Annotated in this window: 16 protein-coding genes; 13 read left to right on the top strand and 3 right to left on the bottom strand. The window is 67.0% G+C overall.

Features of this window, described 5'->3' with window-relative positions; genetic code table 11:
- The first annotated feature begins 232 nt into the window (after positions 1-232).
- The 13 genes from ACY0MJ_RS22170 to ACY0MJ_RS22110 all read left to right on the top strand — a co-directional run bounded on the left by ACY0MJ_RS22170 (position 233) and on the right by ACY0MJ_RS22110 (position 14026).
- A complete protein-coding gene (locus tag ACY0MJ_RS22170; RefSeq protein ID WP_462640734.1) occupies positions 233-772 on the top strand; it encodes an REP-associated tyrosine transposase in 540 nt (179 codons plus the stop codon).
- Between the two features lie 65 nt (positions 773-837).
- Positions 838-2085: a GTP cyclohydrolase II gene (locus ACY0MJ_RS22165; protein WP_462640733.1), complete on the top strand. Its 1248-nt coding sequence runs from the start codon at positions 838-840 to the stop codon at positions 2083-2085.
- Positions 2082-3347, top strand: coding sequence for a URC4/urg3 family protein (locus ACY0MJ_RS22160; RefSeq protein ID WP_462640732.1), 1266 nt, complete (start codon positions 2082-2084; stop codon positions 3345-3347). The genes ACY0MJ_RS22165 and ACY0MJ_RS22160 overlap by 4 nt, the downstream gene beginning before the upstream one ends.
- Positions 3348-3359: 12 nt before the next feature.
- Positions 3360-3995: a uracil phosphoribosyltransferase gene (upp, locus tag ACY0MJ_RS22155; protein WP_462640731.1), complete on the top strand. Its 636-nt coding sequence runs from the start codon at positions 3360-3362 to the stop codon at positions 3993-3995.
- Between the two features lie 4 nt (positions 3996-3999).
- On the top strand, positions 4000-4956 hold the full coding sequence (locus ACY0MJ_RS22150) for a 5'-methylthioadenosine/S-adenosylhomocysteine nucleosidase (RefSeq protein WP_462640730.1): 957 nt from the start codon (positions 4000-4002) through the stop codon (positions 4954-4956).
- 7 nt (positions 4957-4963) lie between these two features.
- Positions 4964-6244: an amidohydrolase family protein gene (locus ACY0MJ_RS22145; RefSeq protein ID WP_462640729.1), complete on the top strand. Its 1281-nt coding sequence runs from the start codon at positions 4964-4966 to the stop codon at positions 6242-6244.
- Between the two features lie 136 nt (positions 6245-6380).
- A complete protein-coding gene (locus ACY0MJ_RS22140; RefSeq protein ID WP_462640728.1) occupies positions 6381-7955 on the top strand; it encodes an ABC transporter substrate-binding protein in 1575 nt (524 codons plus the stop codon).
- A 24-nt stretch (positions 7956-7979) separates the two neighbouring features.
- Complete coding sequence (locus tag ACY0MJ_RS22135; RefSeq protein ID WP_462640727.1) at positions 7980-8957, top strand: ABC transporter permease; 978 nt, start codon at positions 7980-7982, stop codon at positions 8955-8957.
- The gene (locus ACY0MJ_RS22130; protein ID WP_462640726.1) at positions 8954-9886 is read left to right on the top strand and encodes an ABC transporter permease; all 933 of its coding nucleotides are present in this window, start codon (positions 8954-8956) and stop codon (positions 9884-9886) included. The genes ACY0MJ_RS22135 and ACY0MJ_RS22130 overlap by 4 nt, the downstream gene beginning before the upstream one ends.
- A complete protein-coding gene (locus ACY0MJ_RS22125) occupies positions 9876-10856 on the top strand; it encodes an ABC transporter ATP-binding protein (RefSeq protein ID WP_462640725.1) in 981 nt (326 codons plus the stop codon). Before ACY0MJ_RS22130 ends, ACY0MJ_RS22125 begins: the two co-directional genes overlap by 11 nt.
- 3 nt (positions 10857-10859) lie before the next feature.
- Positions 10860-11897 carry an ABC transporter ATP-binding protein gene (locus tag ACY0MJ_RS22120; protein ID WP_462640724.1) on the top strand — a complete coding sequence of 346 codons (1038 nt, stop codon included), beginning with the start codon at positions 10860-10862 and terminating at the stop codon, positions 11895-11897.
- Positions 11894-12781, top strand: a complete 888-nt coding sequence (locus tag ACY0MJ_RS22115; protein WP_462640723.1) for an N-formylglutamate amidohydrolase — start codon at positions 11894-11896, stop codon at positions 12779-12781. Before ACY0MJ_RS22120 ends, ACY0MJ_RS22115 begins: the two co-directional genes overlap by 4 nt.
- Positions 12782-12814: 33 nt before the next feature.
- Positions 12815-14026 (top strand): M20 aminoacylase family protein, encoded by a 1212-nt coding sequence (locus ACY0MJ_RS22110; protein WP_462640722.1) that lies wholly within the window; start codon positions 12815-12817, stop codon positions 14024-14026.
- A gap of 108 nt (positions 14027-14134) precedes the next feature.
- Here ACY0MJ_RS22110 and ACY0MJ_RS22105 read toward each other — a convergent pair whose 3' ends face one another.
- The 3 genes from ACY0MJ_RS22105 to ACY0MJ_RS22095 are packed head-to-tail and all read right to left on the bottom strand — an operon-like array spanning position 14135 to position 16082.
- Complete coding sequence (locus tag ACY0MJ_RS22105) at positions 14135-15004, bottom strand: DUF4231 domain-containing protein (protein ID WP_462640721.1); 870 nt, start codon at positions 15002-15004, stop codon at positions 14135-14137.
- Positions 15005-15484, bottom strand: a complete 480-nt coding sequence (locus ACY0MJ_RS22100; protein WP_462640720.1) for a TIR domain-containing protein — start codon at positions 15482-15484, stop codon at positions 15005-15007.
- Between the two features lies 1 nt (position 15485).
- Positions 15486-16082: a 7-cyano-7-deazaguanine synthase gene (locus tag ACY0MJ_RS22095; protein ID WP_462640719.1), complete on the bottom strand. Its 597-nt coding sequence runs from the start codon at positions 16080-16082 to the stop codon at positions 15486-15488.
- Between the last annotated feature and the right edge of the window lie 409 nt (positions 16083-16491).

Below are 16491 nucleotides of genomic sequence, written 5' to 3'. Positions count from 1 at the left end.
CGGTCGGTTCGTCGCAAGCGCCGACCGCCGCCCTGGAAAAGTCTCAGCGCCTCACACACGGAAATTCGGACACTCCCAATGCACTTCGCACCATCCCCCGTAGGGTGGCGCGGCCACGGCCGCGGAAGGTGAGCGCAGCGAACCCCACCGTTCCCCCGGCTCCGCCACCACCGCACACCATTCCTGCGCACCACTACCGCTGCGCCCCCGCCCCCTCGCCCGTTATCGGGCCATGCCCAACTACATCCGCGCCGACGCTCCCGGCGCCACCTTCTTCTTCACCGTCACCCTCCAGGACCGCAGCGCACGCTACCTGGTCGACCACGTCGCCGAACTGCGCGCCTGCGTGAAGACCGTCAAGGAGCGCCACCCGTTCGACATCGAGGCCATGGTGGTCCTGCCCGAACACATCCACGCCCTCTGGCGGCTCCCCGTCGACGACGGCGACTACTCCACCCGCTGGATGCTGCTGAAGCAGGCCTTCACGCGCCGCCTTGATGAACTCGGCGTGCTTCCGCCCGAGGCCGAGAAGCCGCGCGGCCGCCGCGGCGAACGCTCCGTCTGGCAACGCCGCTTCTGGGAGCACCAGATCCAGGACGACGAGGACCTCGCCCGCCACGTCGACTACATCCACTTCAACCCGGTCAAGCACGGCTGGGTGCTGCGCGCGCAGGACTGGCCGTACTCGAGCCTGCATCGCTTCGTGCGCGAGGGAAAGCTGCCCCAGGACTGGGGCATCAGCGCGGCGATCGAGGGCAGCTTCGGCGAGTAGCGCGGCCCATCGGTACAAGGCGCGCTCTCTTTGCTAGAGTGGGCTTTTGGCTCCGCGACAGTCCCATGCCCACTGAAGCCTCCGCCCCCCGCCACATCCGCCTGACCTCCCACGCCGGAGGCCACGGCGCGCTGCCGATCCAGTGGGGTGCGGCCACGCCGGCGGAACGCGGCCCGGTGGTGGGCACAACCACGAAGCGCAGCCACCGCAACGTGATCGGCACGCACAGCGGTTCCTACAGCGTGTACCGGGCGCTCGCGGTGGCGGCCGGCGCGCTCAGCCGCGAGCACAAGGCCGACCTCACCAACACCGCCCCCACCGACGAGATCGGCCCCTACCCGCAGTGGACGGACCCCGGCAAGATCGTCAGCCTCGATCCCTGGGGCGCGACCGTCGCCTCGGTCTTCGCGGCCGAACTCGAGGCCGGCTACGACATCCGCCCGACCATCGCGGTCACCAAGGCGCACGTGATCCTGCCGGAAGTGATCGAGGCCATGCAGAAGGGCCGCCTGAAGGCCGACGAGAAGATCCTCATGCCGGGCGGCGCCGCCTGCGTCACCAAGGCCGCGATCGAGCCCGTCTGGTGGCTGCCGGGCGTCGCGAAGCGCTTCGGCTGCAGCGAGTCCGACCTGCGCCGCGTGCTGTTCGAGGAAACGGGCGGCATGTATCCCGAGCTCGTGACGCGCAGCGACCTCGAGGTCTTCCTGCCCCCCATCGGCGGGCAGACCGTCTACATCTTCGGCAACCCGCGCGACCTGGCCAACCCCGAGGTGGAACTCACCGCCCGCGTGCACGACGAGTGCAACGGCTCCGACGTCTTCGGATCCGACATCTGCACCTGCCGGCCCTACCTCACGCACGCCATCGAGGAATGCATCCAGGGCGCGCAGCGCGGCGGCGTCGGCCTGGTGGCCTATTCGCGCAAGGAAGGCCGCGCGCTCGGCGAGGTCACCAAGTTCCTCGTCTACAACGCGCGCAAGCGCCAGGTCGGCGGCGACACGGCCGACCAGTACTTCGCCCGCACCGAGTGCGTGGCCGGCGTGCAGGACATGCGCTTCCAGGAGCTGATGCCCGACGTGCTGCACTGGCTGGGCGTGAAGAAGATCCACCGCCTGGTCTCCATGAGCAACATGAAGTACGACGCGATCACCGGCTCCGGCATCGAGGTCGGCGAGCGCATCGACATCCCCGAGGCGCTGATCCCGGCCGACGCGCGCGTGGAGATGGATGCCAAGAAGGCCGCCGGCTATTTCACGCCGGGCGTGGTGCCCGACGCCGAGGCCCTGAAGCTGACGAAAGGACGTGGCTTGTGACCGACCAGTTCGTCAATGAAAACGTCAACGCCGAGGAAGCGGCGAACACCCTGCGCACCACGCACGCCATCCGCGAACGCTGCGGCCAGCTGCTGGCGCGTGCCCGCGCCGGCGAGTCCAAATGGTTCACCGTGCAGGACAACGCGATCGCGGATGCCGCGCGCGCCGTCGCCGACACGACGCGCCGCCGCTACCCCAAGGGCCACATTCCCCTGCACAGCCGCTGGCGCCACCTCGAAGCCGGCGGCGTGGACCGCAAGGCGCAGCTCGAACGCCTCATGGCGGACCTGCCCAAACCGGCCCGCACCCACGCGCTGGTGGACCTCACCTTCGTCAGCGTGCTGCTGGACGCGGGCGCCGGCCCCGACTGGAAATACGTCGAGCCGGCCACCGGCCACACCTACACCCGCTCCGAAGGCCTGGCCGTCGCCAGCTTCCACGCCTTCACCAGCGGCCTGTTCTCGGGCGACCCGCAGCAGCCGCTGAAGGTCGACGCCGAAGGCCTGCGCGCGCTCGTCACGGACCACCTGGCCGCCGCCTTCCAGGTCCGCGACAACAACCCGCTGCTGGGCCTGGAGGGCCGCGCGATCCTGCTGCGCCGCCTCGGCGAGACGCTCTCCGAGCAGCCGCAGGTGTTCGGCGAGGACGGCCGGCCGGCCGGGATCTTCGACATGATCATCAGCCCGCTGGGCCCGGACGTTCCGCCCACCGCCGATGTCGCCGCGCACGACATCCTCTCGCAGATCCTCTACACCTGTTCCGGCATCTGGCCCGGCAGCCACTTCATCGGCTCGGTGCCGCTCGGCGACTGCTGGCGCCACGAGGCCGTGCGCGGCGAAGGCCTCAGCGACGGCTGGGTGCCCTTCCACAAGCTGTCGCAGTGGCTCACGTATTCCCTGCTGGAGCCCTTCGCCTGGTCCGGCGTGGAGATCCGCGGCCTCGACGCGCTGACCGCCCTGCCCGAATACCGCAACGGCGGCCTGCTGCTCGACACGGGCGTGCTGCAGCTGCGCGACGCCTCCGCGGCCGACGCCACCTGGAAGCCCGGCGACGAGCTGGTGGTGGAATGGCGCGCCCTCACCGTCGCCCTGATGGACGAGGTGGCCGCGCAAGTGCGCACAATGCTGCACCTCGACGCCCAGCGCCTGCCGCTCGCCTGCGTGCTGGAAGGCGGCAGCTGGGCGGCGGGGCGCGAGCTCGCGCAGCAGCGCCGCGGCGGCCTGCCGCCCCTGCGCGTCGCGAGCGACGGAACCGTCTTCTAGAAGCCCTTGACCATGCAGAACAACAACGTCCACGTGATCGACCACCCGCTCGTGCAGCACAAGCTGTCGCTGATGCGGAACAAGGAAGCCAGCACCAACAGCTTCCGCCGCCTGCTCAACGAACTGTCCACGCTGATGGCCTACGAGGTCACGCGCGACGTCGCCCTGCAGGAGATCGAGGTCGAGACGCCCCTGGAGAAGACGCGCACCAAGGTGATCGACGGCAAGAAGCTCGTCTTCGTCTCCATCCTGCGCGCCGGCACCGGCATCCTGGACGGCATGCTGAACGTCGTGCCGGGCGCGCGCGTCGGCCACATCGGCCTGTACCGCGACCCCAAGACGCTGATGGCGGTGGAGTACTACTTCAAGATGCCGCAGGCGATGGAGGAGCGCGACGTGATCGTCGTCGACCCGATGCTCGCCACCGGCAACTCCGCCATCGCGGCGGTCGAGCGGCTGAAGGAGCTCAACCCGAAGTCGATCAAGTTCGTGTGCCTGCTCACCTGCCCCGAGGGCGTCGCGGCGATGCAGAAGGCCCACCCGGACGTGCCGATCTACACGGCCGCCATCGACCGCCAGCTCGACGACCACGGCTACATCCTGCCGGGCCTGGGCGACGCGGGTGACCGCATGTTCGGGACGAAGTAAGCGCATGGGCCGCCTGACCTCCGCCCTCGGCTCCGCGCTGGTCGCCGCGTCCCTGCTGCTGCAGGCCGGCTGCAGCACCACGCCCATCGCACCGACCGCGGCGAGCACCGCCGCCGTGCGCCTGGACGAGACGCCGCGCGTGGCCATCATCTCCGCCTTCCAGCCCGAGCTCACCCTGCTGCTGGGCCAGGTGCAGCAGCCGCGCAAGTACACGGTCAACGGCGCCGAGTTCACCACCGGCGTGCTGCAGGGCAAGCCGGTCGTGCTGTTCCTCTCCGGCATCAGCATGACCAATGCGGCCATGACGACGCAGCTCGCTTTCGACCGCTTCCACGTCACGCACGCGGTGGTGAGCGGCATCGCCGGCGGCGTGAATCCCGGGCTGCACATCGGCGACGTCACGGTGGCGCAACGCTGGGGCCAGTACCTGGAGACGGTGGCGGCGCGCGAAACGGCGCCGGGCCAGTTCCAGCTGCCCGGCTGGGTCAAGGACGCCAGCTTCGGCCACTTCGGCATGTTCTACCCGCGGCCGGTGGAGGTGCGTTCAGCCGGGCGCACGGCCACCGAGCGCAAGTTCTGGTTCGAGTCCGACCCAGCGCTGCTGGCCATCGCGCAGCGCGTGCGCGGCCTCTCGCTCGCGCGCTGCGACGCGCAGGGCCAGTGCCTCAGCCGCGCGCCCGAGGTCGTGGTCGGCGGCAACGGCGTCTCCGGCCAGGTCTTCGTGGACAACGCGGCGCTGCGCGAATTCGCCTTCCGCACCTTCCAGGCCAACGTGCTCGACATGGAGACGGCCGCGATGGCGCAGGTCGCCTACGCCAACGGCATCCCCTTCATCGCCTTCCGCTCGCTGTCGGACCTCGCCGGCGGCGGCGAGGGCGAGAACGAGATGGGCACCTTCTTCAGGATCGCCGCGGACAACTCGGCGCGCGTGCTGCTGGCCTTCCTGGCCGCCTGGCGGTGACGGGCCCATGCTGGACCTGCTGATCACCGACGCCGTCCTGCCCGACGGCCGCACCGACATGTCCGTGGCGGTGCAGGACGGCCGCATCACCGAAGTCACCCCCGGCCTGCGGGCGCCTGCCCACGAGACGGTGGACGCCGGCGGCTACCTGCTGTCGCCGCCCTTCTGCGACCCGCACTTCCACATGGACGCGACGCTCAGCTACGGGCTGCCGCGGGTCAACGAGAGCGGCACGCTGCTGGAAGGCATCGCGCTTTGGGGCGAGCTGAAGCCGCTGCTCAAGGCCGAGGACGTGATCGCGCGGGCGCTGGCCTACTGCGACTGGGCCGTCGCGCGCGGCCTGCTCGCGATCCGCAGCCACGTGGACACCAGCGACCCGTCGCTGCTGCCGGTGGAGGCGATGCTGGAGGTGAAGAGGCGGGTCGCAGGCGACATCGACCTGCAGCTCGTCGCCTTCCCGCAGGACGGCGTGCTGCGCACCCGCGGCGGCGTCGAGAACCTGAAGCGCGCGCTGGACATGGGCGTGGACATCGTCGGCGGCATCCCGCACTTCGAGCGCACCATGGCCCAGGGCGCCGAAAGCGTGCGGCTCCTGTGCGAGATCGCGGCCGAGCGGGGCAAGCTGGTCGACATGCACTGCGACGAGAGCGACGACCCGCTGTCGCGGCACGTCGAGACGCTGGCCTTCGAGGCGCAGCGCCTGGGCCTGCAGGGCCGCGTGAACGCCTCGCACTGCACCTCCATGCACAGCATGGACAACTACTACGTCTCCAAGCTGATCCCGCTGATCGCCGAAAGCGGCGTGAGCGTGGTGGCCAACCCGCTGATCAACATCACGCTGCAGGGCCGGCACGACACCTATCCCAAGCGCCGCGGCATGACGCGCGTGCCGGAGCTGATGGCCGGCGGCGTGAACGTCGCCTTCGGGCACGACTGCGTGATGGACCCCTGGTACGGCATGGGCTCGGGCGACATGCTGGAGGTGGCGCACATGGGCCTGCACGTGGCGCAGATGACCAGCCAGGAGGGGATCCGCGCCTGCTACGACGCGGTCACGGTGAATGCCGCGAAGATCATGCACCTGGAGCGCTACGGCCTGGAACCCGGGTGCGACGCAAGCTTCGTGCTGCTGCAGGCGCGGGACGTCGTGGAGGCGATCCGCTTGCGGGCGAACCGCCTGAAGGTCTGGCGCCAGGGCGCCGCAGTGGCCGAGTCGGCGCCGGCGTTCTCGACGATCCGGCGGGGCGAGCGCCAGGTCGAAGTGGATTTCCTGCCCCGCAGGGACTGAAACGGCCCGGCCGCCAGCCGGGTTATCACGGGGCTGCGCCGAGGGCGGCGCCCCGTATGCTGTGCCGGCACAAGAAGGCACGCGGGCGCGCAACTTGCTTGCCCCGCCATCCGTCAACCGTTTCGGAGTCACTGCAATGCGAGGAAAACTGTTTGCCTGCGCGATCGCCGCCGCCGCGGCGGGCCTGGCAGGGAACGCCATGGCGCGCGACCTGGTCGTCGCGATCAAGACCGAGCCGTCGTCGATGGACCCGCAGTACCACGCGCTCACGCCCAACATCCAGCTGTCGCAGACGCTGTTCGACCCGCTGGTGTGTTCCGACGCCGAGATGCTGCCCAAGCCCTGCCTGGCCGAGTCGTGGACCGCCCAGGGCAACACCTGGACCTTCAAGCTGCGGCCCAACGTGAAGTTCTCCGACGGCTCGCCCTTCACCGCCGCCGACGTGCTGTTCACGTTCGACCGCGTGCCCAAGGTCCCCAACAGCCCGTCCTCGTACAAGATCTACCTCCAGCAGATCACGAAGGTCGAGGCGGTGGACCCGCTCACGGTGCGCATCACCACCGAGAAGCCGTATCCGCTGCTGCCGACCAACATGGCCTCGCTGCCCATCATGTCGGCCAAGGCCGCGGCTGGCCCCGCGCCCGAGGGCAAGACCACCACGGAGCTGAACGCCGGCAACGGCCTGGTGGGTGCCGGCCCCTACCGGTTCGTGTCCTGGAAGCGCGGCGCCGAAATCGTGTTCGAGCGCAACCCGTACTACTGGGGTCCCAAGCCCGCCTGGGACAAGGTCATCTATCGCCCGATCAGCAACCCGGCGGCCCGCGTGGCGGCGCTGCTGGCCGGTGACGTCGACCTGGTGGAAGACCCGCCGACCGACGACCTGGAGCGCCTGAAGAAGGACCCCAAGCTGAACGTGGTGGCCAAGGCCTCCAACCGCATCATCTACGTCGCGCTGGACCAGCACGGCGAGGAGACGCCCGGCATCCAGGGCACCAACGGCAAGAACCCCCTGCTGGACAAGCGCGTGCGCGAGGCCATGTCGCTCGCCATCGACCGCCAGGCGCTGGTGGATCGCGTCATGGGCGGCGTCGCCACGCCGGCCGCGCAGCTGCTGCCGCTGCCGATGCTGGGCGCCAGCAAGAACCTGGCGACGCCGGCGAAGGCCGACCCCGAGAAAGCCAAGGCCTTGCTCAAGGCGGCGGGCTATCCCGACGGCTTCAGCCTGGTGCTGGGTTCGCCCAACGGCCGCTACATCAACGACAGCAAGGTGGCGCAGGCGCTGGCCGCGATGTGGACGCGCGTCGGGATCAAGACGACGGTGGACGCCTCCGCGCCGCCGGTGTTCTTCAAGAAGCGCGACAGCTACGCCTTCAGCGCCTACATGGCCGGCTGGGGCACCGCGACCGGGGAGATGTCCAACACCCTCAACTCCCTGCTGGTGACCCCCAACAAGGAGAAGGGCGTGGGCACCACCAACCGCAGCCGCTACTCCAACAAGGCCATGGACAAGCTGGTGGAGGATTCGGCCGAGCAGATGGACCCGGAACAGCGCGGCGCCATGCTGGCCAAGGCCAGCGAGATGGCCATGGCCGATTTCGCGATGCTGCCGATCCACTTCGAGCACTCGGTCTGGGCCATGAAGAAGGGCATCGAGTTCACCGGCCGCGCCGACCAGCAGACCATGGTGCAGTACGTGACGCTCGGCAAGTAAGCGTGCGTCGCTGAGCATCCGCGCATGCTCGCCTACATCATCCGCCGCCTGCTGCAGGCCATGCTCGTCATGGCCGCGATGTCGGCGCTCGTCTTCGTCGGGCTCTACGTCGTGGGCGACCCGGTCTCGATGATGGCGAGCCCCGACGCCACCGAGCTGGACCGGGACGCGATCCGCCAGAACTTCGGCCTCGACAAGCCCTTGTGGCAGCAGTACGCCATCTTCATGTCGCACGCGCTGCGGCTGGATTTCGGCAAGAGCTTCCTCACGGGCCAGTCGGCCATGGGCCTGATCCTGGAGCGCATGCCCGCCACGCTGGAACTGGCCTGTGTCGCCATGCTGCTGGCGGCGATCATCGGCGTCCCGCTGGGGATCTGGGCCGGGCTCAAGCCGCAGGCCCTCAGCACGCGCGGCATCATGACCGGCTCGGTGCTGGGCTTTTCGCTGCCCAACTTCTGGGTCGGCCTGATGCTGATCATGGTGTTCGCGGTCTACCTGGGCTGGGTGCCGGCCAGCGGCCGTGGCAAGACCGTGCTGGTGGGCCCGCTGGACCTGAGCGTGCTCACGCTGGACGGCTGGAAGCGGCTGATCCTGCCGGCCCTGACCATCGCCACCGCCAAGGCGGCCCTGATCATCCGCGTGACGCGCGCCGCCACGCGCGAAGCGCTGCCCACGGACTACATCAAGTTCGCGCGCGCCAAGGGCCTGGCCTGGAGCCGCATCCTGCGGGTGCACCTGCTCAAGAACATCCTGATCCCGATCGTCACCGTGTTCGGCCTGGAGTTCGGCCAGGTCGTGGCCTTCGCGGTGGTGACCGAAACCATCTTCGCCTGGCCCGGCATGGGCAAGCTGCTGCTCGACTCCATCATCACGCTGGACCGGCCGGTGGTCGTGGCCTACCTGATCCTCATCGTGTTCTTCCTGGTGATCCTGAACCTGGTGACCGACATCCTCTACTCCGTGCTGGACCCGCGGGTCCGCCTGCAGGCGGTGAAAGCATGAGCGCGGTCATCACACCGTTGGTGCTGGAGCAGGAGCCGGTGGCCCTGCCGCCGCCCGAGACGCCGTGGCAGCGCCTGCGCCGCGAGTTCTTCGCCAACAAGCTGGCGATCGCGGGACTGGTGCTGTTGCTGCTGTCGGTGGCCGTCGCCGTGTTCGCGCCCTGGATCTCGCCGCAGAACCCCTACGACATCGGCAAGCTCGACATCCTCGACTCCAAGCTGCCGCCCGGCAGCACGACGGCCGACGGCGCCATGCACTACTGGCTGGGCACCGACGGCCAGGCGCGCGACCTGCTCTCGGCCATCTTCTACGGCCTGCGCACCAGCCTCATGGTGGGCGGCATCTCGGTGGCGTCGGCGCTGGCCATCGGCACCATCGTAGGCCTCGCGGCCGCGTATTTCGGCGGCTGGGTCGACGCGCTGCTGATGCGCATCGTCGACATCCAGCTGTCCTTCCCCGCCATCCTGGTCGCGCTGATCCTGCTGGCCATCCTGGGCAAGGGCGTCGACATGGTGATCATCGCGCTGATCATCGTCCAGTGGGCCTACTTCGCCCGGGCGGCCCGCGGCGCCGCGCTGGTCGAGCGCGCCAAGGAATACGTGGAAGCCGCGCAATGCATGGCCCTCAGTTCGCCGCGCGTGCTGCTGCGGCACATGCTGCCCAACTGCATGCCGCCCCTGATCGTCATCGCCACCATCGACCTGGCGCACGCCATCGCGCTGGAGTCGACGCTGTCCTTCCTCGGCGTCGGCGTGCCGGTGACCGAACCCTCGCTGGGCATGCTGATCGCCAACGGCTTCGAGTTCATGCTGAGCGGCCACTACTGGATCTCCTTCTTCCCCGGCATCGCGCTGGCCCTGGCCATCGTCGGCATCAACCTGGTGGGCGACCACCTGCGCGACATCCTCAACCCGCACAATGCCCACTGACAGCGTGAGCGCGCCCGTCCTCGAGGTGCGGGGCCTGCAGACCCACTTCTTCACCCACGGTGGCGTGGTGAAGGCGGTGGACGGCGTCGACCTGCGCGTGGGCGCCGGCGAGATCCTCGGCCTGGTCGGTGAATCGGGCTCGGGCAAGAGCATCACCGGCTTCTCGGTCATCGGCCTGATCGATGCGCCCGGACGCATCGTCGGCGGCAGCATCCGCTACCTGGGCGAAGAGCTGGTGGGCGCGGGCGAGCGGCGCCTGCAGCAGCTGCGCGGCAAGGAGATCGCGATGATCTTCCAGGACCCGATGATGACGCTCAACCCGGTGCTGCGGGTGGACACGCAGATGGTCGAGGCCATCCACGCGCACGAGAAGGTGAGCGCGGCGGCGGCGCTGGCGCGCGCCCGCGACACGCTGGCGATGGTCGGGATCCCGTCGCCGCAGGAGCGGCTGCTGTCCTATCCGCACCAGCTGTCGGGCGGCATGCGCCAGCGCGTGGCGATCGCGATCGCGCTGCTGAACAAACCCAGGCTGATCATCGCGGACGAGCCCACGACGGCGCTGGACGTGACCATCCAGGCCCAGATCCTGTACGAAGTGCAGAAGCTCTGCCGCGAAACCGGCACCGCCATGATCTGGATCACGCACGACTTGGCGGTCGTGTCCGGCCTGGCCGACCGCATCGCCGTGATGTATGCCGGGCGCATCGTCGAAAGCGGCGCCACCGCCGATGTGGTGCACCGGCCTTCGCATCCCTACACGCAGGGGCTGATCGATTCGATTCCCACGCGGGCCACGCATGGCTCGCTGCTGCGGCAGATCCCGGGCATGACGCCGTCGCTGCTGCAGTTGCCGCACGGCTGCGCCTTCCGCCCGCGCTGCAGCCACGCCTCCGACGCCTGCCTCGCCATCCCCCAGGCGGTCGAACTGCCGCCGCAGAAGACCGTGCGCTGCTGGCACGCCCTGGCCTGACCCATGGACGCATCCACCACGACCCCGGTCGCCACGCCGCTGCTGCAACTGCGCGGCATCGACAAGCGCTTCGTGCAACCGGTAGACCTGGCCGGCAAGATCGCCAACCTGCTCGGCGCGAAGAACGCGCCGTCCGTCGTGCATGCGGTCGCCGGGGTCGACCTCGACATCCACGCCGGCGAAGTGATCGGCGTCGTGGGTGAATCGGGTTGCGGCAAGTCGACGCTGGGCCGCGTCATCGCCGGCATCAATCCGCCCAGCGCCGGCGAGGTCAGCTACCGGGGCAAGCGCCTGAAGGAGATGACCCCGGCCGAACACAAGGCCTATGTGCTGGCCGTGCAGATGATCTTCCAGAACCCGATGGCCTCGCTCAATCCGCGCATGCGGGTGCTGGACATCATCGGCGAGGCGCCCGTGGTGCACGGCCTGGTTCCCGCATCCGGCAAGGCCGACTACGTCGCCGGCCTGATGCGCCAGGTGGGGCTGGACCCGGACTACGGCCAGCGTTACCCGCACCAGTTTTCGGGCGGCCAGCGCCAGCGCATCGGCATCGCGCGGGCGCTGGCGCTCAAGCCGCAGCTGATCGTCTGCGACGAGGCCGTGGCGGCGCTGGACGTGTCCATCCAGGCCCAGGTGCTCAACCTGTTCCTGGAGCTGCGCCGCACGTTCGACCTGACCTACCTGTTCATCAGCCACAACCTGGGCGTGGTCGGCCACGTCTCGGACCGCGTGGTCATCATGTACCTGGGCCGCGTGGTCGAGGTCGCGGCCACGCAGACGATCTTCAGCCGGCCCAACCATCCCTACACCCAGGCTTTGCTGTCCGAGCTGCCGTCGCTGGACACGCAGCGCCGCGACTACCAGCCGATCAAGGGCGAGCTGCCTTCGCCGCTGCACCCGCCCACCGGCTGCGCCTTCCACCCCCGCTGTCCGCATGCCATGCCGCGCTGCAGCGTGGAGCAGCCGGCGTTGCGCACGCTGGCAACCGGCCACACCAGCGCCTGCCACCTGAACGACATGGCTGCGTCCGTTTCCGAATGAGCCCACCCGTCCTTCCCAGGGTCCCCACACCTTTCGCACCCTACACGCTGCGCCTGCCCGAGGGCGAGGCCCTGCCCCTGGTCTGCGACTCGCCGCACAGCGGCACGAAGTACCCCGACGACTTCGGCTACACCCTCCCGTTCGAGCGCTTGCGCGCGGGCGAGGACACCGACGTGCACGTGCTGTGGGAGTCGCTGCCCTCGGTGGGCGCCACGCTGCTGGCGGCGGAGTTTCCGCGGGCCTACATCGACGCCAACCGCGACACCGACGACCTCGACCCGGAGATGCTGGACGCACCCTGGCCCGGGCCACTGAGTCCCGGCGAGAAAACGCGCCTGGGCATCGGCCTCATCTGGCGCGATGCGGGACAAGGCAAGCGCACCCCCATCTACAGCCGCAAGCTCACCGTGGCCGAGGTGCAGCATCGCATCGCCACCTACCATGCGCCCTACCACGCGGCCATGCGGCAGGCCATCGAGGCTGCGTATGCGCGGCACGGCGCGGTGTGGCACCTGAACCTGCACTCCATGCCCGCCAATTCGTACGAGGGCCTGGGCATCAAGACCGACAAGAAGCTGGCCGACTTCGTCCTTGGCGACCGCGACGGCACCACCGCCGCACCGGAGTTCACCCAGATGGTGGCGCAGGCGCTGCGCAGTCGCGGCTTCCGCGTGGCCATCAACGACCCCTTCAAGGGCGTGGCGCTGATCTCCCGCCTGGGCCGGCCCGCGGAGCGCCGCCACAGCCTGCAGATCGAACTGCACCGGGGCCTGTACATGGATGAAGCCACCTGCGAGCGCAACGCCGGCTTCGGCGCGCTGCAGGAGGCACTGGCCGGCGTGGCGCGCGACATCGCTGCCTACGTCCGGACCCAGGTCAAATAAGAACCGCTGCCGCAGCACAAAGGAAACCGCACCATGAGCACCATCGCCGAAATCGAGAGCACGCACGAGGAATTCACCGCCTTGCGGCGCGACATCCATGCCCACCCGGAGCTGGCCTACCAGGAGAACCGCACCTCCGACGTGGTGGCCGAGCGCCTGGCCAGCTACGGCATCGAGGTGCACCGCGGCCTGGGCAAGACCGGCGTGGTCGGCGTCCTGCGCGGCAGCAAGACCAAGGCAGGCGGCAAGCCGCGCTCCATCGGCCTGCGCGCCGACATGGACGCACTGCCCATGCCCGAGCACAACCGCTTCGCCCATGCGTCCAGGCACGCAGGCCGGATGCACGGCTGCGGCCACGACGGCCACACCACCATGCTGCTGGGCGCGGCCAAGTACCTGGCGAAGCACAACGACTTCGACGGCATCGTCAACTTCATCTTCCAGCCGGCGGAAGAAGGCGGCAACGCCGGCGCCAAGGCCATGATCAAGGACGGCCTGTTCCAGAAATTCCCGTGCGACGAGATCTACGGCATCCACAACATGCCGGGCTTCCCGACCGGGCACTTCGCCTTCCGCAAGGGGCCGGCGATGGCGTCGAGCAACCGCTTCGACATCATCGTGCGCGGCACGGGCGGCCATGCCGCGCAGCCGCACAAGGCGGTGGACACCATCGTCATCGCGGCGGAACTGGTGGGCGCCCTGCAGACGCTGATCGCGCGCCACAAGAACCCGATCGACGTGGCCGTGGTCAGCGTGACGCAGATCCACGCCGGCGACGCCTACAACGTCCTCCCCGAGGAGGCCGTGATCAAGGGCACCGTGCGCACCTTCAGCACCGAGGTGCTGGACGACATCGAAAACAACATGCGCCGCATGGCCGAGATGCTGCCCCAGGCCCATGGTGGCACGGGCGAACTGAAGTTCTTCCGCGCCTACCCGCCGCTGGTGAACTGGGATGCCCAGACCGAGTTCGCGATGAAGGTGGCGCAGGACGCCTTCGGGGCGGACAAGGTGGACGGCAACACGCCACAGCACGGCGGCGCCGAGGACTTCTCCTTCTATCTGGAGAAAGTGCCCGGCACCTACCTCTTCCTGGGCAACGGCGAAGGCGCCCACCGCGAGGAACAGTACGTGGGCATGGGGCCGTGCGAGCTGCACAACCCGAACTACGACTTCAACGACGCGCTGCTGCCGATCGGTTCGACGTATTGGGTGAAGTTGGTGGGGGCGTTTTTTGCGCGGTAGGTCTATGCGGGCCGACCGACGAATGCGAGCGTGGTGTATCGCACCGTGACCGTCGGCCCTTCGGAAAAACTCGTGGTCCGGCATGTAGGACCGAAAATCCGCATTAGCTTATTGCGAGTCAAGTCGCGCAATCCATTGGGTGTGCTCCCGCGAGAAGGCGTTCTCAGCTTCGCTGACGTATCTCGAAACTGCTCCGTCGTCGACAGCTCGAGGCGTGCGAAGTCGAAGCAAACCGATTTCGTGAGCAGCAAGTGAATAGCTGGCGATTGTCTCAGCATATCGCTTCGCTTGTAGCCAAGCTAACAAGGCTAAAGCTACCGACAAAGCCACGTCCGTTAACCCAACTTCCTCCCTGGGGTAAGCAGCCCTGTAAAACATCAGAAAAACAGCGATCAAGAGAGTCAGCACCGTTGCTCCTACCGAGAGCCTCTGCCATCTCTTGTGCTCACCAGCCCGGCGCGAATACCACTTCAATTGATCGTCAACTCGATTCGTCTGATATTCCACCAGACGCTCCTCAGCGCTCATTTGGCGAATACGGTTCATTTCGCCAGTCACATCTAGTGAGTTCTGTCTCGGAGCTATGTCTTCGTATACGCCTTGCTGCTCAGAGAGAAGTACGTCGAAACGATCCGCCAAGAGTCCACGAGCCTTCTGGTCGTCGCAGTCGAAGGGCGCGGTCCTGGTCGCATACCTCCAACTCATAGTCTTTACTGACTCGGAAACAGCGCGCGCCCGATACCAGCGACCTTGCAGTTTCAGAAGCATTGCTGCCACGGTGGCGATTACCGCGACACAGCTCAGACCACCTGCAAAAACCCACCACCACCCTACGCGCTGCGGAAATGCTGACATTGCTCCTGCCAACACCAGCGTCGAAAGGTTCAGGGCGAGCAGACCAAAGTGGCCGGCCTGCAAGGTATTGGACGCTCGATCAGCCTCGGCATAAAGCGCCGGAAAGTCGCCAGACTCCTTCATCTAAGCCTCGATTGCCGCACTGATAGCCGCATGAGACCACGGAACGGACTTGATTCCGAACTCTTGAAGTGCCTGAGGGAGACGCACAGTTGGCGATGTATGCATCGCGATAACACGCTTGCCCATGGAGTGACTTGTTCTGATTTCCCAATCAACCCACTGGCTCTTGTGCGTGCTCTCGCCCACGAACACCAAAGTCACAGAAGATTGTCGAATACGCTCCTTGATGCCTCTTCGGATGTACTCCGCGTTTTCGCTGTCGAACGGCTCGCGTAAGGACCAATCGTTGAATTCCAGATCGGAACTCTCATTTTTTGCCTGACCCCGCAGCAAATTTACCTGCGCCAGATCATCACTTTCGAAGCTGATGAACACATTCTTCCTCCCTTCGGAAGCTTTGGGCTTCATCGACTCGGCGGCAACCTTCTCTAGCTTGTTAAGGTCTCCGGGCTGAATCTTCCATCCGCCAGTGCCCCCCATATCACCTCCTGAATTTGAACTCTTTGCACGAAATGCACTCGCCGCACGGACGGTCTTGGCCAGTGTGACATGAGTACGTTCCCTGGATGCCCCGAGCTCTGGCCAACGCCACAATATCGGCCTTATCGAACATGAGCAGTGGAGCAATGACGCTTAAGTTTCCGGCAACCGCGAGACGGAGTGCTTTTTCAGCTGCGCTCAGAAACTCACCCGTCTGGTCCGAGAAGAGGTGATTCTCCTCGTTGAGAAGTCCGATCGCCACCGATTGGGCGTTTTGTGTTACGGCATGTGCCGCGGCGCAAAGTAAGAAGAGCATGTTCCTTCCTGGGAGAAACGCGTCTTCAACTACGTCTAACTCTTTATGAACCAAACCCGACCTCGAACGTTTCCCGAAGGAGGGGACTTTGACTATCGATGGCTTCGGAAGATCAAATCTGTCATGCACACCCTTGCAAGCGTCCCACTCCTTGTCCCGAGCACGCTGTCCGTAGTCGACAAAGAGTGATGCAACGTCCCAGCCCGCCTCTCGAAGCATTACGACCATAAGCGACGAATCTAGGCCACCGGACACAAGTGCGACAACCTTAGGCCTATTCACGATGCTGGCTCTCCTAACGCTGTCCCGAGTTGATGCCACGCCGGATCGCCGACGAACTTTCTGAGGGCAACGAGAAGTTCCGCCCTACTCGCACTTTGCAGCCATTCCATCCAGTAGCGATAGAAGCGCAGGTTGTGCGCGAGACATTGCGCAGCTCGGCTGACGTCCAGTGTTCCGTAACGACTCTGGTGTGCAAACAGGTCGAAGTGCGCCAGGTGGTGCAAGCGAGCTGTCTCGACGTCCACTACCGTCTGGCACCACTCGAGACCATCGAAGCTATCTGCGCCCGCCAAGTAGAAGGCCAAAAGGGAAATGGGATTTCCAGTTCCCAACTGAACCGCGCCGGCTTTCCCGGAGGCTCCTACACTTGAGACGGAGCCATGAGAAAGTCAAAGAAGTTTTCCCCCGA

The organism is Ramlibacter sp. bp-362, from assembly GCF_054956735.1.
This window is presented reverse-complemented; position numbering and strand designations above follow the sequence as displayed.